The 16,986-nt window shown below is 68.0% G+C and carries 26 protein-coding genes and 1 tRNA gene; 8 read left to right on the top strand and 19 right to left on the bottom strand.

Annotation, left to right across the window (positions count from 1 at the left end; translation table 11 throughout):
• Positions 1-792: 792 nt before the first annotated feature.
• On the bottom strand, positions 793-1,236 hold the full coding sequence (locus tag AC27L4_RS22090; protein ID WP_487145229.1) for a M10 family metallopeptidase C-terminal domain-containing protein: 444 nt from the start codon (positions 1,234-1,236) through the stop codon (positions 793-795).
• On the opposite strand from AC27L4_RS22090, the gene AC27L4_RS22085 reads away from it, so the two are divergent.
• Positions 1,126-1,374, top strand: coding sequence for a hypothetical protein (locus tag AC27L4_RS22085; RefSeq protein ID WP_487144532.1), 249 nt, complete (start codon positions 1,126-1,128; stop codon positions 1,372-1,374). The genes AC27L4_RS22090 and AC27L4_RS22085 overlap by 111 nt on opposite strands.
• Positions 1,375-1,651: 277 nt before the next feature.
• Here AC27L4_RS22085 and AC27L4_RS22080 read toward each other — a convergent pair whose 3' ends face one another.
• From AC27L4_RS22080 to AC27L4_RS22065, 4 genes are all read right to left on the bottom strand, one after another.
• A complete protein-coding gene (locus tag AC27L4_RS22080; RefSeq protein ID WP_487144531.1) occupies positions 1,652-2,698 on the bottom strand; it encodes an IS110 family RNA-guided transposase in 1,047 nt (348 codons plus the stop codon).
• A gap of 73 nt (positions 2,699-2,771) precedes the next feature.
• Positions 2,772-4,286 (bottom strand): beta strand repeat-containing protein, encoded by a 1,515-nt coding sequence (locus tag AC27L4_RS22075; RefSeq protein ID WP_487144530.1) that lies wholly within the window; start codon positions 4,284-4,286, stop codon positions 2,772-2,774.
• Positions 4,287-4,550: 264 nt separating this feature from the next.
• On the bottom strand, positions 4,551-4,775 hold the full coding sequence (locus AC27L4_RS22070; protein ID WP_487144529.1) for a hypothetical protein: 225 nt from the start codon (positions 4,773-4,775) through the stop codon (positions 4,551-4,553).
• 80 nt (positions 4,776-4,855) lie between these two features.
• Positions 4,856-4,921, bottom strand: a tRNA-OTHER gene (locus AC27L4_RS22065).
• 170 nt (positions 4,922-5,091) lie between these two features.
• Here AC27L4_RS22065 and AC27L4_RS22060 point away from each other — a divergent pair.
• The 4 genes from AC27L4_RS22060 to AC27L4_RS22045 are packed head-to-tail and all read left to right on the top strand — an operon-like array spanning position 5,092 to position 6,321.
• Positions 5,092-5,349, top strand: coding sequence for a hypothetical protein (locus AC27L4_RS22060; protein ID WP_487144528.1), 258 nt, complete (start codon positions 5,092-5,094; stop codon positions 5,347-5,349).
• A 9-nt stretch (positions 5,350-5,358) separates the two neighbouring features.
• Entirely contained in the window at positions 5,359-5,676 is a 318-nt protein-coding gene (locus AC27L4_RS22055) for a hypothetical protein (protein WP_487144527.1), read from the top strand.
• Positions 5,660-6,079: a hypothetical protein gene (locus AC27L4_RS22050; protein ID WP_487144526.1), complete on the top strand. Its 420-nt coding sequence runs from the start codon at positions 5,660-5,662 to the stop codon at positions 6,077-6,079. Before AC27L4_RS22055 ends, AC27L4_RS22050 begins: the two co-directional genes overlap by 17 nt.
• 2 nt (positions 6,080-6,081) lie before the next feature.
• A complete protein-coding gene (locus tag AC27L4_RS22045; RefSeq protein ID WP_487144525.1) occupies positions 6,082-6,321 on the top strand; it encodes a helix-turn-helix domain-containing protein in 240 nt (79 codons plus the stop codon).
• Here AC27L4_RS22045 and AC27L4_RS22040 read toward each other — a convergent pair.
• The 3 genes from AC27L4_RS22040 to AC27L4_RS22030 are packed head-to-tail and all read right to left on the bottom strand — an operon-like array spanning position 6,311 to position 7,526.
• Positions 6,311-6,541: a hypothetical protein gene (locus AC27L4_RS22040; RefSeq protein WP_487144524.1), complete on the bottom strand. Its 231-nt coding sequence runs from the start codon at positions 6,539-6,541 to the stop codon at positions 6,311-6,313. The genes AC27L4_RS22045 and AC27L4_RS22040 overlap by 11 nt on opposite strands.
• A gap of 12 nt (positions 6,542-6,553) precedes the next feature.
• Entirely contained in the window at positions 6,554-7,204 is a 651-nt protein-coding gene (locus AC27L4_RS22035) for an SOS response-associated peptidase (RefSeq protein ID WP_487144523.1), read from the bottom strand.
• A gap of 58 nt (positions 7,205-7,262) precedes the next feature.
• The gene (locus tag AC27L4_RS22030; RefSeq protein ID WP_487144522.1) at positions 7,263-7,526 is read right to left on the bottom strand and encodes a hypothetical protein; all 264 of its coding nucleotides are present in this window, start codon (positions 7,524-7,526) and stop codon (positions 7,263-7,265) included.
• A 117-nt stretch (positions 7,527-7,643) separates the two neighbouring features.
• On the opposite strand from AC27L4_RS22030, the gene AC27L4_RS22025 reads away from it, so the two are divergent.
• The 3 genes from AC27L4_RS22025 (at position 7,644) to AC27L4_RS22015 (ending at position 8,626) form a co-directional block, all read left to right on the top strand.
• A complete protein-coding gene (locus AC27L4_RS22025) occupies positions 7,644-7,898 on the top strand; it encodes a hypothetical protein (protein ID WP_487144521.1) in 255 nt (84 codons plus the stop codon).
• Positions 7,895-8,212: a hypothetical protein gene (locus tag AC27L4_RS22020; protein WP_487144520.1), complete on the top strand. Its 318-nt coding sequence runs from the start codon at positions 7,895-7,897 to the stop codon at positions 8,210-8,212. The genes AC27L4_RS22025 and AC27L4_RS22020 overlap by 4 nt, the downstream gene beginning before the upstream one ends.
• Before the next feature lie 90 nt (positions 8,213-8,302).
• On the top strand, positions 8,303-8,626 hold the full coding sequence (locus tag AC27L4_RS22015) for a hypothetical protein (protein ID WP_487144519.1): 324 nt from the start codon (positions 8,303-8,305) through the stop codon (positions 8,624-8,626).
• Between the two features lie 21 nt (positions 8,627-8,647).
• Here the strand turns inward: AC27L4_RS22015 and AC27L4_RS22010 are convergent, their stop codons facing one another.
• From AC27L4_RS22010 to AC27L4_RS21960, 11 genes are all read right to left on the bottom strand, one after another.
• Complete coding sequence (locus AC27L4_RS22010; RefSeq protein WP_487144518.1) at positions 8,648-9,145, bottom strand: hypothetical protein; 498 nt, start codon at positions 9,143-9,145, stop codon at positions 8,648-8,650.
• A gap of 59 nt (positions 9,146-9,204) precedes the next feature.
• Positions 9,205-9,387: a hypothetical protein gene (locus tag AC27L4_RS22005; RefSeq protein ID WP_487144517.1), complete on the bottom strand. Its 183-nt coding sequence runs from the start codon at positions 9,385-9,387 to the stop codon at positions 9,205-9,207.
• 74 nt (positions 9,388-9,461) lie between these two features.
• Positions 9,462-9,878, bottom strand: a complete 417-nt coding sequence (locus AC27L4_RS22000; protein ID WP_487144516.1) for a hypothetical protein — start codon at positions 9,876-9,878, stop codon at positions 9,462-9,464.
• 49 nt (positions 9,879-9,927) lie between these two features.
• A complete protein-coding gene (locus AC27L4_RS21995) occupies positions 9,928-10,659 on the bottom strand; it encodes a peptidoglycan-binding protein (RefSeq protein ID WP_487144515.1) in 732 nt (243 codons plus the stop codon).
• A gap of 190 nt (positions 10,660-10,849) precedes the next feature.
• Positions 10,850-11,392 (bottom strand): hypothetical protein, encoded by a 543-nt coding sequence (locus AC27L4_RS21990; RefSeq protein ID WP_487144514.1) that lies wholly within the window; start codon positions 11,390-11,392, stop codon positions 10,850-10,852.
• A gap of 14 nt (positions 11,393-11,406) precedes the next feature.
• Entirely contained in the window at positions 11,407-11,955 is a 549-nt protein-coding gene (locus AC27L4_RS21985; RefSeq protein WP_487144513.1) for a hypothetical protein, read from the bottom strand.
• Positions 11,956-11,965: 10 nt separating this feature from the next.
• Positions 11,966-13,624 carry an FAD-dependent oxidoreductase gene (locus tag AC27L4_RS21980; protein WP_487144512.1) on the bottom strand — a complete coding sequence of 553 codons (1,659 nt, stop codon included), beginning with the start codon at positions 13,622-13,624 and terminating at the stop codon, positions 11,966-11,968.
• A gap of 2 nt (positions 13,625-13,626) precedes the next feature.
• Positions 13,627-15,513 carry an aldose epimerase family protein gene (locus AC27L4_RS21975; RefSeq protein WP_487144511.1) on the bottom strand — a complete coding sequence of 629 codons (1,887 nt, stop codon included), beginning with the start codon at positions 15,511-15,513 and terminating at the stop codon, positions 13,627-13,629.
• Positions 15,514-15,572: 59 nt separating this feature from the next.
• Positions 15,573-15,917 (bottom strand): hypothetical protein, encoded by a 345-nt coding sequence (locus tag AC27L4_RS21970; RefSeq protein ID WP_487144510.1) that lies wholly within the window; start codon positions 15,915-15,917, stop codon positions 15,573-15,575.
• 331 nt (positions 15,918-16,248) lie between these two features.
• On the bottom strand, positions 16,249-16,497 hold the full coding sequence (locus AC27L4_RS21965; RefSeq protein ID WP_487144509.1) for a hypothetical protein: 249 nt from the start codon (positions 16,495-16,497) through the stop codon (positions 16,249-16,251).
• The coding region (locus AC27L4_RS21960; RefSeq protein WP_487144508.1) for a glycine-rich domain-containing protein at positions 16,494-16,986 on the bottom strand (493 nt) is incomplete at its 5' end. The genes AC27L4_RS21965 and AC27L4_RS21960, both read right to left, overlap by 4 nt.

Genomic DNA, 16,986 nt, shown 5'->3' with positions numbered 1-16,986 from the left:
CGGACCCGTCACGACGCACACGCGACCCACACGCAGGCTTGTGGTCGAGCGCTCCGTGGGAGCCGTATGCAAGGAGATAGCGCATCTGCCGGCCCCGGGCTTGGACCAAGCCGCGGCCGGCTTGTCGCCGAGCGCAGGGAAGCGATTTTCCTGGCGGGACGACACGCGGCGCGCTCGCCCCCCATGACGATGGGCGCACCGAAATCAGGCCACCATGCTCTTTCGAAGCGAAAACGCATGGTCTTTTCAGCCGTGCGGTTGAGGCCGAATTCCGTTCGGCCCGATCCAAGACACGCTGTTTCGCCCATGCGATAGCGGCCCTGAAGGTCGAGCTGCGGGGCAAGTCCGGCGCGACCGCCTTCACCAAAAAAGAACATGAAGCGCACGGATCGGGGTCGGACACACCATATCGCCAAGACCGACGTGATGCGTCCGCTCGCCCCCGCGCACGGTCTGCCGCGCCGCGCGCGGTAGTGTTGCTTCGAGCGCGCAAAGCTGCGGCCGACTGCGTGCGCTCCATGTCCGGTCGATCTTTTCATCCCATGAGGATCTGTCCGATCCGATGATGTCGCAGAAGACCGGCGACCATCCGCTCGATCTTGTCGTGCTCGGCCTGCAGCCCAGCCGCGAGGCCGCCGGCTGACGGAAGGCCAAGCGGTAGGAGCCGGGGCGCGGTCGCAGCGATCGCCGCGCCTCGGGGCTGCTCATTGGCTGCACTCCGGCCTTGCTCCTGGAGCGCCTTGCGATTTGACGGAATCGCGTCAAGTCGCAAAGACGCGCTGAAACAAGGAGTTAGAGCAGGAAGGCCCCGGCGACGAGCGTGGAGACATGCGCAAGCTCGATGGAGAAATCCGCCTTGCCGTCGCCGTTGATGTCGCCGGAGACGATGATGCTGGTGCCGGCGGCCTCGTAGCGCAGCTCGCCCGCATGGCTGGTGAACGCGCCGGTGCCGATGAAGTGGAAGGCCTGGTTGCCGGCGACCGTGGTGTCGGCGTCGATGCCGCGGATGTCGATCCTGTCGCCCTGGGCAGAGCTGAAGTCCTCGATCACGTCGCGCTTGGCCGAGGCCGGGCTCTCGATCGTCGACTTGAAGATGAAGGTGTCGGCACCCGTGCCGCCCCACAGATGGTCGAGGCCGGTGCCGCCCACAAGCTGGTCATCGCCACCGCCGCCGATGAGAGTGTCGGCGCCGGCGCCGCCTGTCAGAATATTGGCTCCGGCATTGCCGGTGAGGATGTCCTGATCCGAGCCGCCGGTGAGGTTTTCGAAGCCGGTGATGATGAAAATACCGGCTCCCGTATCAGCCTCGGCCGAACTCGCGAGGGAAAGGGTCAGCCTGGTCGTGAAGGCCGCGAAGCTGAGAGTCCTCTCTGATTGGGGTCGTTGAGGTCAAGCTGCTCGTTCTGATTTCTCCGGCTTGTGTCGCTCCCGTGGGTCACACGCTTCTCTTCGCGGTCGACGCTTGGCCGCCGCATGATGGGGTCAGAAGGGCGAGGCGTCTCAATCTGTTTCACGACCTTGCAGGTTTGCCCCTGCAGGCTCTGGACTCTCAACGAGATCGCCTTGCCCATCGTCCCCACGGGACGATCCGGTTCACCCTTGATGCGGGTTCATGCGTGGTGTTGTGTCCTCCTGTTTCAGCACTGCGGCGTCATGCTGCGACCGGGGCGCCATTGGCAGGGTCTTTGCCGAAACGGAACTCCACACCGTCGCTCCACATGCGGTGGAGGATGACGGCGAGCTTGCGGGCGACCGCGACGCGGGCGCGGGCCATGCCGCGATGCCTGGCGATCTTCGTCCCCCAGGCGCGCAGGCTCGACCATTTCCGGCTGCGCACCAGCAGCGTGTGCGCCGCCTCATAGAGTGCCGTGCGGGCGAGTTCGTCGCCGCAACGGCTGATCTTGCCCTGGATGTCGGTTTCGCCGGACTGGTAGCGCGCCGGGGTCAGGCCGAGATGGGCGCCGACGTCGCGCGAGCGCCTGAACCGGTCGGGCCGGTCGATCGTCGCCCGAAAGGCGAGCGCGGTGATCGGGCCGACGCCCGGAACGCTCATCAGCCGCCGGCAGACCTCCTCCTTCCTGACGAGATCCAGGACCTGCCTGGTCAGACCGGCGAGCGCGGTCAGCATGCCGGACAGCACAGCCAGAAGCGGCTCGACGAGTGGCATCACCAGCGGGTCGCCCTCGGCCAACTCGCGCACGCGGCCAGCGAAGGCTGGACGCGAAGGGGTGCCGAGCTTGAGGCCGGCCTCGCGCAGGATCGCCCGCACCACATTCTCGATCGAGCGCATCTCGCCCAGGACCGTGCGGCGCGCCACCAAAAGCGAACGCCACAGTCGACACTGGCGGCTCTTGACGTGAACCTGCCGGAACCAGCCCGTCCGCATGATCTGCGCCAAAGCGCGGGCGTCGTTGCGGTCGGTCTTGTTGGGCATCGTCTTCATCGCCGCATTGGCCTGGCGCGTCTCGATGCAGATCGCCGGCAAGCCCGCCGCGCGCAGACCGTCGTGAAGCCAGGCCGTCAGCGAGCAGGCTTCCAGGCCGATGCGCTCCAGCGGCAGGCCGATCTGGTTCAGCGCCGCGGCCAGCGCGTCAGGCTCGCTCGCCGCGCGCGCCTCCTTCACGATCCGGCCCGTTCCATCCACAACGCAGATCGCGGTCTCTTCCAGCGAAACGTCCAGTCCGGCATAGTATTCCATGGCTGCTCCTTCCCGATGCTTGTGGCCGATCAACACGGACCACGTTCCAACATCCCGAACGGAGCAGCCACCCTCAGGCCGAGACCCCAATCACCCCATCTGTGTCGCTGCCGCCGTCCAGCAGGACCTTGCTGGTGGCATCATCGAGCATATTGACGGTAACGGTGTCGTCGCCGGCATTGCCCGTGACCGATCCGGCGCCGCCACTGCCGAGATTGACGCTGTCGTTACCACGGTCGCCCGAGATCGACTGCACCCAGCCGGTACCGGTCGACACGGTATCGTCCTCCGAGCCGAGCGAGACGGATTGAGCGCCGTTTGCGCCGATGGTGATCGAATCCCTGCCCGCGCCGCCCATGATAAACCCGACCCATCCGAGCGCGGTCAGGGTATCGGCGCCTTGCCCCAGATCGATGGTGCCGGCCCCATCGCCGAATGCGTCGGCATTGATCTTCACGACATCGTTGCCCCAGTGGGTGTTGATGAACTCCACCCAGCCGCTGGTCTCGACGGTGTCGATTCCCTTCCCGAGCCCGATGGTCCCACCACCCTCCTTGCCCACGATGATCGTGTTTCCGCCGGTTCCGTCATCGAAAGCGGAGATCGACTGGAAACCGCCGTTGATGGTCACGGAATTCACGCCGGCGCGGACATCCACCGAACCGGCGCCGCCGTTCAGGATCAGCGTGTCATTGCCGTCACCGCCCGTATAGGTTTCGACGTAGCCGGTCGCGGTCACTTTGTTCGCGCCGCCTGCCAGCCGCACGGATGCAACGCCGCCGCTGCCGATCGTGACGGTATCGGCGCCGTCGCCCGCTTCGATGAAGCCGACGAACTGTGCTCCGGTTTTGACGATATTGTTGCCGCCGTTGACCGCGATCGTGCCGGCGCCGCCGTTCAGCGTCAGGTTATCGGCGCCATCGAAGCCGATATAGTTGTCGACAAATCCGGTCGCCGTCACCTTGTTCGTTCCGCCGCCCAGCCGCAGCGCCCCCACCCCGCCGCTGCCGACCGTGACCGTATCGTTCCCGTCGTAGGCCAGGACAAAGTCGACGAACCCGGCTCCGGTCGTGAGGCTGTTCGTGCCGGCGCCGAGGCTGACCGTCGTGACGCCGCCAACGAACTTGACGGTATCATTGCCATCACCCGTGGAAAGCGTTTCCACAAAGCCTGTCCCGGACGTGAACTTGTTGTTCCCGTTGCCCAGATCCACATATCTCGCGCCCGCTGCGCCGAGCGTGACCGTGTCGGCTCCTTCGCCGGCGACAAGGGTTCCCACTTGGGTGCCATTCAGGGTAACCTGGCTGCCGCTCAGGTTGAACAGGGTTATATGCTCGATGCTTCGGCCGGTTCCGCTGGCGGAATCGTTGATGACGACCTTGAGGTTCGACTCCGAGGCGAATCGGAGGTTGCCGATGATCCAGTTCGAACCGCCCAGCGCGACCGTGGCGGTATAAGTCAGCCCGACACCTTGCCCCCAGGTGTCGATTGAATCGAGAAACGTTCCGGACCAGGAATAGTGCCGGTCACCGACGACGAAGGGGTTCACTCCGTCCAGCGTGAAGCTCGTGCTTTTGGTGATCGTCATTTGCCTTTCCCCACTCCCGCCCTGTCGGAGGGGAGTTCCTGCACGGTTGCCGATGCACAAGTCTGCGACGGCCGGTGACGAGGCGGCAACTCTCAAAATGGAGCGGTCGCATGGACACCTCGGCCGAAGGATGGCGGCGAGGGAGCCTGCCGCCTCGCGAGCTCGAAGCCGGCCGCGCCGGTGCTCTCCTGCCACAGCTCCCGAGCGCCCGCGTCCATCACGGCGTCGGTGCAGCCCTCGGGCGCGATCTTCCGGCTCGCCGGCTCAACCATGGCCGCTTCCTCTGGCCTGGACATAGGCCGAGCCGCCGAGGCAGCCAGCATCGCGGCGGCGCTCGGTCATGAGCACCGGCTTCCGTCCATGCAGATCGAGGAGCCGACGTCCCCCAGCACCCTGTCGTCGCACACTCTCAGGTGCGCTCTGCCGGGCCGTGAGGTCGATCTCGTAGAAGTCGACGACGTCCCGGGCGTCGAGTTCGATCCTGGCCATCTCCTCCCGGGTGAAGCAAGGTGGACAGCAGCGGTCAACGCACGCCGCACCGCTTCAAGCCACTGGAGAATAAGGAAAGATGGTGCCTAGGGGCGGAATCGAACCACCGACACTGCGATTTTCAGTCGAAGGTAACCACTTGATATCTCGGGATGCGGTTACCATCGACCGCCGAACTACGCCAAAAATGGCTCGCAGCAAAATACGCCGTCAGCGTATTTTTCGCTTGCCAATAATACGCTGACAGCGTACATTGCGATTGTCGGCAGCAGCCGATAGCGGCGCCTCCCGCCAATGAGGGGCCAGGGCCAGTCCCATGAGGACCATCACCGTCACCCGTCATTTCTCCGGCTTCCGCAATGTCGCCGATCGTTTTCAGCTCGGCGACCACGAAGCTGACGGCGACGCCGCCGTGAGCACCTATCTCCTCCCCGCCGGCTATGCCATCGTCGACGGCGATATTGTCGACCCGGTTGGCTATGTCTGCACCATCGTCCCTGGCGATGACGGCGCGCCGATTGTGATGAGCCTCGCCGGCCGTGCGGCCGACCAGCGCCTGCAGCTGGCCGCTTGAGGGGCGACGATGTCCCCATCTCCCAACCGCGCTCGCATCGTCTGCACCCCGCTCGCCGGGGCGCAGGCTCCCGGCCTACTCATGGGCCTACCTGCGACCCTGGAGCCGCTGGCGCTGCTCCGACGCGATAGCTTTTATGTCGCCGATGGCGTGCTGGTCCGGGTGCGCGCATCGGGCCTGCTGGCCCACTACGTCACTGGCTCTCTCCGCTCTATCGACCAGCGCAAGGCACAAGCATCGCTGGATGCGATGCTGAGGCGTCTGGCGCACGGTGACATCGCGGCTCCAGACGCGGATAAGGAAGACGTTGATGAAAAAGCGGACTGATGGCAGCAGGATCGCCATTCCTGCCACCCATTACGGCGCTCGTGGCATATCGCCTGCACTTCTGTCCGGCCTTATTCGGGCGGTCGGCGCGGTAAATGTCTCATCGGCCGAACTCCCCGTCGAAGGCGAAAGGCTCGCCGAGGCGCAGGTGCACGAGCTGACGGCAGCACTGCTCGCCGCGGAGGACGGCGAACGGTTCTCAGTTGGTCCGAACGAACTCATCGCGCTGCGCTTTGTGCTCGATGGCTCCGGCCGCGCACTGACCCTCCTTGCTGTCGAGGACTACGAGCGAGCCTTTCCATGCCTGGTCGATGGTCATGTGACGGATCGTGACCGGGCGATAGCGGCGTGGCTGGGAGATGCTGATGCAACAGACCATCCGACCCTCTATCTCAGGAGCTAGCGATGCCTCAAACTGACGAGGACAAGGCCGAACTCGCCGGCATCGTCCGGGATTTTCTTGACGCTGTCGACCTGACCGTCCAGCGCGGGGCCGACGTGCTTGGGGTCCCGAAGCGGACCCTTGAAGGTGTTGTGCAGGGACGCGGATTCCCGTACCCGCGCCTCCTGATCATGGCGATCGAACGGTTCTCCTTTCCGCCGTCCACCTCGGCCGAGCCGACACTGGATCACGTTACCCGATAGTGCGCCCGGGGCCGGCGATGGCGATTGCCGCGTCGGTCGCCTCATTGGCGGCGAGCATCTGCCGCCGGGCCCGGGCGAGGCCGACCAGCGCCCCGGCGACAATATGAGCCGGCCAACCGGCCGCCTCCGCCCGCTCGGCCAGCGCGGCAAACTCCGCCTCGAGCATCATCTCGCAGTCGATGACCAGATCGGGGTGACAGTCGTGGCGCGGCGGCTCCATGCAGGCACCCTATCACAGGAGCAGCGCGGGCTCCTCATCGCCGTCGCTGCGGCGGCCGGTGGCGACGATCTTGAGCGCGTCGTTCGGCAGCGGCCGCTGGAGCTGCAGTGCATCCTCCTCCGGCGCCGTCATCCAGATGTCCCGCTCCTCCGGCGTGGTGAGGATCACGGGCATCGCTTTTTCGTGCACCGGCCGCACGATGTCGTTGGCCTTCGTTGTGAGGAAGCTGAAGAGCAGATGCTCGCCCTCGGCGGGCTTGGCCTTCGTCCCGCGAGTTCCGGCCCACGGTCTCCAAATACCGGCGAAGCAGAAGGTCGGGCGCGTGTCGTCCAAGGCGAACCATGTCGGCCGCTTGGCATTTTGCTCGTCGTACTCGCAGAACGACGTTGCCGGAACGAGGCAGCGGTAAGCCGGCTTGAGCCAGGGCTTCCAGAATTTCGAGTCGACATTTCGAACGTTGGTGACGAGAGCGGTCTGGACCGGCGGAAACCCCCACCGCATCCGGATCAACTCCTCGCCATCGGCGCCGTGCCGGATCACCGGCGCCAAGCCGTCCGGGAAGATCGCCGTCTGCCGATCCTGGTTGCCGAGATGGTCCTTCAGGGCCTTGCGCAGGGCGCGCATGGCCTCCTGCGTCGTCGTGTTGCTGTACAGATTGCACATGGGTCAGTCTCGTCGCGGTCCGAACCCATCAAACAGGATCCTGCAGCCGCGCGCCATCTCAGCGAACGGCACCGCGCACGCCGCTGACCTGCCTGTATTGATCCTGCATGGCCCGTCGCAGCTGCGGCGTCATCCGGTCCGACCGGTAGAGCTCGACCTCGGCCAGCAGCAGGCTGGTCACCTTGGCCATCTTCAGCAGGGCAATGTCGTAATCTCCGCCGGCCGCTTCCAGATAAGCTTCCGCCAGCGTCCGGCCATTGTCGTCGACCTCGCCACGGACCTTGGCACGACGACGCTCTTCCACAGGGCTGAGTGTCCACATGGGTTACCTCGGCAGCTTGACGCTCCCGAAGCTATGCGTCGTTCTGGGCCATGTCGAGTCTTTTTGTTCTCATTTCGTTCTTGACGGGACTGCCCTGCCGGAGCGAGGATCCATGCCATGGACCCTATCGACATGATCGACCCGCGCACCGTCTGGCAGGCCCGCGAGGCCGGCTGGGAGCACCTGGTGGTGCAATGCCCGGCCTGTCCGCACAGCGTCACGATCCCGTGGGAGCGTCTCTCCGTCGGTGACCGGGTCGCCGATGTCGGCCTGCGCATGCGCTGCACCGCCTGCGGCCATCGCGGCGCGCAGACCTGGGCTTACATGGACCCGCGCCGGTTTGAGAGGCTCAAGCGCCTGGTGCGATCGTGAGGGACCGGTGGGACGCACCAAAGGCTCGGCTGGGCGAGCTGCGCGAGGCCGGCGTCGGCGTCTGGATGTCCTGTCCGAGCTGCCACGCCACATGGACGATCGAACCGGCCGAGATCGCCGGCGACGACATGATGCCGCTCCCGGCCCTGGCGGCGTCGCAGCGCTGCGGCACATGCGGCCGGCACGGCGGTATCGATGCGTCGCCCGATCCGCAGCCGTGGGTGCGATGGCTGCGGCGCACCAAGCAGCATCATCGGCTGCCGTTCTACGCGCCGATGATCCGCGACGACGACGAGCCGCCGGCGCCCGGGTGACGCGATGGCCGCCATGTCCCGCGGCCCGGCCGGGCTCTATGGTCCACCTCCGCCGCGATCGATTCGGCTTCAACCAACTGCGCCCGCCCCATGCAGCACTATGTCGACGCCCTCGCGCTCCTGCGCAAATCCGATCCGGTCGATATGCCGAGCCGCTGGCGACAGGCCGTCGACGATGCGACGGAATTCCTGGCAGACTGGGGCGAAAGGGCCGCGGCAGGCGGATGGACCGTCGAGGAGCTGTTCGGGCTCGACGCGGTCGCGCCGCTCGCGCGCTACGACCGCATGGGCCTCATCTGGCTGCTGCGCGGCAAGCCGGTGAAGGCGCTGGATGAGCGGCACGCCAGGATCGGCACGAGTACGACCTATTGGCGCAAGCATGCCTGCCCGGGCGTGACGATCGCCGCCCTTTGATTGTGGACGTGTCGTCGCGCCCTACGGATCGGCCGGAGGGAAGTCCCGCTCGGCCCGCTGCATCAGCGTCCGCTTGCCCGGCGCATAGGGCGCGCTCGCGGGCGGCGGCGGCGCGAGGCGCTTGAGCGTCTCATTAAGCACCTCGATCCGGGTCGTCATCGCCGCCATGCCGCCCGACAGCCGGTCGAAGCCGTCCTTCATCGTGTCCGCCACCCGGTCGACCCTGGCATTGAGCGCGGCGATCGAGCCCTCGACGGCTCCGACGCGAAAGCCGAGATTTTCGATCGGGGCTGCCTTGGTTTCCACCGCCGCGAAGCGGGCCGCGACCGCCGTGGCGGCGCCATCCATGCGCTTGTCCAGGTCGCGCCAGCGGGCCTCCTGCCGCGCCTCGTCAACGTCGAAGCGCACCCGCATCGCTTCGTCTGTCGACTGAAAGCGGGTCCAGCCGGCGACCACGACGACACCGATCGTCCCGACGGCGATAATGTTCTGCAGCGTAAACAAGGATGAGAGGTTCATGGCGGGGTCTCCGCTCGACATGATGTATTCCCAGTCCAGAGAGGCAATGCCGTCGAAGTTCAGGCCTTCGGCTTGTTGGGCACCATCCAGGTGATGCCGGCAGTCACGAGCGGCATGATGAGAGTGATGACCGTGGTCAGCGTCGTATCGTCCGGCAGCGTCACCTTGACGCCGTAGAGCGCGGCGACGCCGGCGGCAGCCGTGATCAGCGCCGCCCAGGCCTTGGCGGAAGTGGTGTTCATGGCGATGTCCTGTAGTAGAGGATGCCAGGCAACCGGCCGGGCGCGGAGGTGTCAAGGATCGCTTGACGGCTCGATCACTTCTCGATCAGAGCCCGGACGGCACAGTCCTTCGCCTCGAGGAGCTTGCGGAGGGCGACTGTCCGCTCCGCGTTCTGCGGCAAGGTGTCCACGATCTCCTGGGCGAGCTCCCCGAACGGGCGGGACACCTTCTGGAGGTGGCCGGGCAAGTGCTGATAGGCGAACCACTGAAGCATGCGATCAGAGCCGGACGGCGGCACGGCAGGAGACACGCCATCGACGAAGTCGGCGACCTTGTTCTGCGCCTGCGCCAACAGATTGACGGCATCGGTCAGCAGCGGATGGGCGCCGGCCTTCTCGACAGCGAGCACCGCCTCGCGGATCGCCAGCTCGGCCGCCGTGAACTCGTGGATGTTGCAGCGGCGCGGGATGTCTGTGTTTCTGATCTCTTCCATTGCCCGTTCGTCACGCATGTCGCTCTTCCTCTATGGGGGGGTGCCCGGCGGCCGGCCGGGCGCGGGATCAGAGAGCAGCGATGACCGCGGCGCGCAGCCGGTCGCCACAGGCGCGGGCGCCCTGCGTGCCGGCGTCGAACGGCAGGCGGCTGATGTCCCACTTGCCGCGCTGCTTGATGCCGAGCGTTTCCTGCACTTCGGCATGGGACAGCACCGTCCGCGGCAGCACCGGAATGAGATAGCGCCGGCAGAGGTCGGCGACGACCAGCGGCAGCTGGTCCCATTGCATGCGCGTCATCGGCGCCGGGCCGGCAGAGAATGGGTTCTCGACGGCGCCGGCCATGCAGCAGAGCGAGACGCCGATCGAGCCGCCGTTGCAGCCGAGCGTGTGGGCGGCATAGCCCTGGCGCAGCGGCGCCTCATTGAGGTCGATCGACGGCGTGCCGCGCACCAGCGTGCCGTCGCCCTCGACCAGGATGTGATAGTGCGACCGATCGAGGCCGGACGCCTTGTGAGCCCCGGCCGTCCAGTGGACGATGATCCGCTGCATCAGGGCGGCCGGCATCCAGGCGCCCGGCACGACGCCGGTCGCGGCAGCAGGCTTCGGCCCGGGTGCGCCCATCGCCGGGAACAGCGCCGCCAGCGTCTTCGGCCCGGCGATCCCGTCGACCGTCAGCGCCCTCGCGGCCTGGAACATGCGGATGGCCGCTTCCGTCTTGGGGCCGGGCTTACCGTCGAGCAGGCCGGAGTTGAAACCGAGCGCCTTCAATCTCGTCTGAATGTCGAGCGTAGTTGTCATACATATCCCCCAAATGGGTGATGGACGAAGGGTGATGGGTTGCGATGATCCCGCTCGGCAGCGGATCGGCTCGATCTGCGGCGCGGAGCCGGGGTGTGAGCGCCCACAAGCATCCCGGCTCCGCCACGTGGGCGTCCCATAAAGAAAGCCGCCCGAAGGCGGCTCGTGATCGAACGGTCTGCCGGGCGCGCTACTGCAGCAGTGCCTGCTGCTCGCGGTGCCAGGCCAGCCGGGCCGCCTCCTCCTCATCCGTGGGCGTTTCCGGCTCCGGCGTTTCCTGCTGCGGCGGCGCCGCGATCACGTCGCGCGTCTCCTCGACGACGATGCGCGCGACACCGGCCCGGGCCGTGACGGTGCAGCGGTCCCCGGCCCACCACTCGGCGGAGCCGGCCGGCGGCGCGTCCGGCAGCCAGGCGCCATCCGGCCCCGGATAGGCCTGCTCATAGGCGACGATGGTGCTGTGGCTGCCGACTGGCAGGATGACGTCGATCGAGACATCGGTGCCGGCCGCGGCCTCGTCGCCGATCGCCGGGCCGGCCATGACGACGATCCGGCTGGCGCCGGCCGCCATCGGCAGGCTGTAGCCGTCGTCGGGCTCGAGAAGCGCCGCCTCGGCCGGCGGCATGGGAGGCCCCCAGACCGGCGCGCCGTCGGTCATGGCTGCAACCTGGACCCAGGCGATGGCGCGGCGACGGCTCTCGGCCGACAGGATGATCTGGACAGATGTGGCCATGAGGCCCTCCCTGGTCAGGCGAGTTCCTGTTCGAGGACGTCGCCATGGATGTAGACGTCGAACGTGATCGGCGTCGTGTTGACGGTCGCCATCTGGAGGTAGAAGTACGGCACCGCCGAAACGTCGCCGAGGGCGACCGGCACGCGCACTTCCTTCCAGATGTCCGTCAAGCCGTCGAACTTCTGCGTCGCCGCCACCACGACGAGACCGTTGCCGGCCGGCAGGGTCCTGATGCCGGCGGCCATGTCGTCATCCGGCGCGCCGCGCGCATTCGCGAACCGCACCATCGTGATCGAGAACCGCGTGACGCCGCCGAAGATCGGGATGACCTGCTCGGCCGAGCTGGCGCCGTCGAGCCCGACGCCCTTGCCGAGCAGGCGGCCGCCCGGCGTCGCATGGATGGCGATATCCCCGTCGATGCCGTCGCCGCGATCGATACGCTGGCCGCCGATGCCGTAGATGCTGCGGCCGAAGAGCTGGCCGTCGGCATGCACGACGATGCCGTTGCCGATGACGCGCGGCAGGCTGGACGCGCCGCCGCGGCGGCTGAATGACATGCCCATGGAGGCCTCCTCACTTGATCGGGATGCCGGCGGCGAGCAGGCGCTTGACCAGCTCGTCGTAGGGCACGTCGCAGGGATCGATGCCGCGGTCGGCGGCGATCTTCATCGCCTTGGCGGCCGCCTCCGCCGCCATCATCATGTTCCAGGCGATGCGCTGGCTCATCTGCGAGGCATGCGTGATCGCGGGCGCGATCGGGCAATACATGTTCGCGGCAATGCGGCGGTTCGGCTTGATCGAGCGGAAGGACTGCGACCAGGGGGTCGAATACTCGAATTCCTCGGCCGGCCTGCCCTCCCGGACGGAGGTCAGGTCGGGCAGCGGGTATTCTTCCGACGAGTGGCTGTCGTGGTAGTAGTAGTTGCGGACGATCGGATCGTCGCAGGGCGCGTTGTTGAGCGAATAGTTCGCGTCGATCATCGTGTCGGTGATCAGCCGCGGCCACTCGCGCACATAGAGCCAGGGCGACCAGCCCGGCACGCCGATATAGTCGGTCTGGAACTGGTTGGGGCACAGGCCGTAGAGGGCCATGTTGTCCTTGAGAGCCTGCGGGACGCTCGCGTCCGTCGCCGCGATGATCAGACGGCACAGCATCGAGACCATGACGTCCCAGGCGATCTGCTCCCGGCGCTGATAGCTGGCGATCATGTATTCCCACGCGCTGCCGTCGATCACGTCCATGCCGTTGGTGGACAGCAGCGGCAGGCCGGGATCCGGCGATCCCTGCGCCGAGGGCACGCTGCGGCGCGCGGTGATGCCGGTGCCGCCGAGGTCGATGTTGCCGTAGCCCTCACGGTTGATCTCCTCGATCCAGGCGCCCCAGTCCTCGCGCCGGAAGATGCCGGCCGCGATGGCCTGGGTCTTGACGGTGTCCCACGGGACCCGGTCGGGCGCCGTCGACAGCATCAGCCGGTAGCCCATCGCCATGGGCCGGAGGTCGCCGCGCCCCTGCATCCGCTCGTCGATGACGCCGTCCGGGGAGTAAGGCGGCATGCTGCGATAGGGCGCGATGTTGCCCCGGCTGTCGACCGATCGATAGGTCTTGGCGACCCGCGAGGCGAAATTGAACCCGGCGAGGCCGATCGGCTCGTTGTGGCGCCTGGCCGGCTCGCGGCCGAAGCCGCGCGGCACGCCGGCGAGGCGCATCGCGTCACCGAGCCATTCGCACTCGATGATGCCCTTGCGCGCCACAAGCGTCTGCGCGTTGCGCGTCGTGCCGATCCATTTCTTGGTCAGCGGGTCGCGCTGCACCGACTGCAGCACCACGCCGGTGATGCGGCGCCGATCCGACAGCTGCTGCGCCGAAACCGATTGGATGTAGCTGTTGAAATAGTACGTCACCTTGGGATTGGACGTCGGGCACACGGTGTCCAGCGCGCGCTGGGCGGCGGCGGCCTCGAAATTGCGCGGCCAGGTCCAGCCGGATCCGGGCGGCACCCAGCCGGAGGCCAGGCTCTCGTTGCTGATCGCCAGCGCCAGCTCCTTGGCGATGCCGCCGACGCCGCTCGGGCTGCCCGGCCAGTCGCCGATGCCGAGACCGCCCGTGGTCTCGCCGCCGCGATGCGGCGACGGCTCGATGACGCCGACGTCGAGTCCGTCGCGGGCCAGGCTCTCGGCGGCGATCGCACCCTGCGAGGTGCCGCCGGTAACGATCACATCATGGGTCGGCATGATCAGAGGCTCGCAATCGCAGCAAGGAACTTGGCCCGGGCGACGCGGATGGCCGTGAAGCCGGCATCGCCGAAGACGTCGGCCGGACCGACGAAGAAGAGGTCGCGGTAGCCGTTGATATAGGTGCCGGCGACCGGCGCCCCCGTCAGCGCCGCGGCGTCGCAACCGAACAGGAAGGGGTAAGCCGTGGTCGTGGTGCCGTTGCGGGTCAGCGGATAGGCCTGCGTCCCGGCATGGGCGCGATAGGCCGTGTTCGACGCGCGAGCCCAGCCCATGACGCCGCCGCGGCCCGGCAGGGTGTTGTCGGCCACCGTGTCGGAGCCGGTCGTCGCCGCCCGGCAGACCATGCCGGCATTGCGGAGGGTGTCGATGGCATTGACCTGGTTGGACAGGTCCCATTGCGGCGCCGCGCCCTTGGCGGCCGTCTCGGTCGAGCAGACGCCGATGGCGATGTTGTTGGCCGGCAGGTCGCCCTGGCTCACATGGGTGTCGACATATTGCGACGACGCCGACACGAACAGCAGGCCCCGCTTGGCGTCCCGCGCCGGGCTGTTGTAGGGCGTGAAGGCCGGCGTCGCCGCCGCCCAGTTTTCGAAGGCGAGGGCGTTGTCCGGCCCGATGAGCATGCCCCACACCTTGCAGAGCTGCCAGAGAGGCATCGTCTCGGAGAAGAAGGTCCGGTAAGGGTCGAGCCACGGTGTCGGAAGCACGGTGCCGTTGCGCGCCAGCAGCGCGTCGAAGGCCTTGTCGGCGATCGGGTTGCGGCCGTTCGTGGTCCAGATGTTGGCGGTGTACTTCGACCCTTCGGCGTCGGCGACGAGGTTGATCGCCAGGCCGGGCGTGATGTCCGAGGCCCAGCTGTCGCCGGGGCCGAGCGGGTAGCCATAGCCGCTGACCTCCGGCGCAAAACCGATGCCGAACCGCATGTTGGCGTCCGAGGAATTGGCGATCTGGACGGCCTTGACCGTGTCGCTCGCCGGCAGGATCTCGGCGCCGGCCGGGCCGACGGTGCCCTTGATCGGGAACGGGGTGAGTTTGACCGCCATGGCGCCGTCGTCTCCAGTGTGCACGCGCAGCTTGTTGCCCCAGACCTGGGCGAGGTAGACGCGGTCGGCGAGGCAGGCGCCGTCGCCGAGGTCCTCGCCGGCCGCATTGGCCAGGACGAGGGGCGGCAGCGACAAAGCCACGCGTTCCGGCGTCGTGAGGGTGGCGCCCGCCGCGCTCTGCAGATGCGCGACGAAGGCGATGGTCATGCCGTTGGTGAGCACCGGCATGCCGGCGACCGTGAAGGCGTACGCCGAAGCGGTGCCGGTGGTCGCCGCGGGGCCGTAGACCAGGCCAGGGTCGACCCGCGCCGTCAGGGCGGCAATGCTGGCCTTGACCGCCACCTGGTCGGACATCAGGGTCCACGTCAGCGGCGTGGTGCCGACGACGATCGGCCCGGGCGTCGAGCAGATATATTGCTTGCCGCCATTGACCGTGCCCTCGCGAACATAGAAGGCGGCGGCCAGCAGGTCGGCGCCGGTCGCGGCGTCCGGGGCGCGGGTCGCCGCGCCTGCGGCCTGGACGACATAGAGGCCGTTGAGCGCCCCCGACGGATTGGAGACGAGGCCGGCCCGGTCGCCGGCCGCCAGCACCACGCCGTCGAAGGTGGCGCCCGGCACCAGGGCGGCCGGGGCGACGGCGCCGGCGACGGCGACCCGCACCTCGGTCTTCCATTTGGCGCCGGTCGCGCCGAGCGCCTTCAGCGCGTCGATCTCGTCCTGGACCGCGTCGACGAACGGGACACCGTCCTCCTTCCTCGGATCGTTGAGGCCGCTCGCGGCGACCCCGTCGAGGAAGTATTTGCGCAGCCAGTAGCGCCCTTGTCGGAAATGATGCCCATGCACGGCTCGCTTCGTTGCAGCAGGAAATCGCCGCCACGGCGGGCGGCGGTCGGGGCGGAGGCTCAGCCGCCGGAAAGGATCGACTCGACCAGGCGCAGCGACGGCGAGACGCCATGGCTGGCGGCCTCGAGCGCCAGCGCGCCCTCCTCGTCGGTCTCCAGGCGCATCAGGCAACGCGGATCGTCCATCTCGACATGGTCGCCCGCGACCGCCGGCGCCCGCAGCGGCGGCCAGAGGGTCATGCGCGCCGAGCCATCGCCCAGAGGCGCGGCCGCGCTGATGATGTGGAAGCCGAGGCCGATCTGGCAGTATTGCCCCGCCTCGGGCGCCGGGCCGGTCCAGGCCATGTCGACGGTGACCGAGCGGTGCGGCGCGTCGGCGGCGACGACCACGTCGGTGGCGCCCATGTCCCAGAGCTCGCCCCGCGCCCCAGGTCTCGCCGCCGCCCCAGGGGCGGCGCCGGCGACCGCCGGCGGGCTGGTGCGGATCGTCCCAGGTCGGCATGGCCAGCACCCCGGCCATGCCGCTGAGGCCGGCGATGATGGCGCGGAACGCCAGCACCTGCGGCCGGGTGTAGATGCCGATATCCTCGATCGACAGGCCCCAATAGGGCGACGGGCTGACGACGATCTGCTCGGATGCGTTCTCCGCCCGCCCGCCGGCCATGGAGCCGTTCTTCATGATGAAGCGCGCCCGCTCCGGCTCGAGCAGGTCCTTCGCCAGGTGATCGGGGTCATGTCAGTATTCGATGATCCAGCAACCGGGCGAGCCGTTGCCGCCGGCGAAGTTGTTCGCGCTGGTCGAGCCCGCGCCGCCGCCGCCCGCGCCGTAGCCGTCTGCGTTGCCGCCGGCGCCGTTGGTGCCGCCGACACCCGGGGTGCCGTAGACCGCGGCGCGGGCCCTGCCGCCGACGCCGGCCGAACCGACCCCGACGCTGCCGGTCGTGTAGTCCTCGACGAAGAAGCCGGCGGTCGGGATGTTGATCATGGCGAGCGCCTGCGCGTCGAGCACGGCCGTCGAGTTGGCGAGGTCGCGTTGCCGCTGGCGCTGGCATTGCCGCCCTTGCCGCCCGGCACCGTGGCGGCGCCGAAGGTGCTGTCGCCGCCGTCGGTGCCGGGGTTGTTGCCGGCGGCGCCGCCGGAGCCCGCGGCGCCGCAGGTGTAGTTGATCGCGACGCCCGGGGTGACCGCCATGACGAAGGTCGAGCGTACGCCGCCGGCGCCGGACGAGGCCGTGGCCGCCGCCGTGTTGCCGACGCCGCCACCGCCGCCGCCCGCGCCGATGCCGATGGCGCGGATGCGGGTGACGTTGGCCGGCGGCGTCCAGGTGCCGGACGAGGCCGTCAGCAGCGCGACGTTCTTGAACGGAGCGTTGGCTTGCACGGCCGCCATGGTGGCGATCAGCGTCGAGCTGTTGCCGAGCGCCGGCGTCGGCGCAGCGGCGTGCCGGTGAAGGTCGGACTGGCGATCGGAGCGG

The sequence above is a fragment of the Labrys sp. Lb11 genome, from assembly GCF_057554225.1.
The sequence above is the reverse complement of the archived record's forward strand: the minus strand, read 5'-3'. Positions and strand labels throughout refer to the sequence as shown.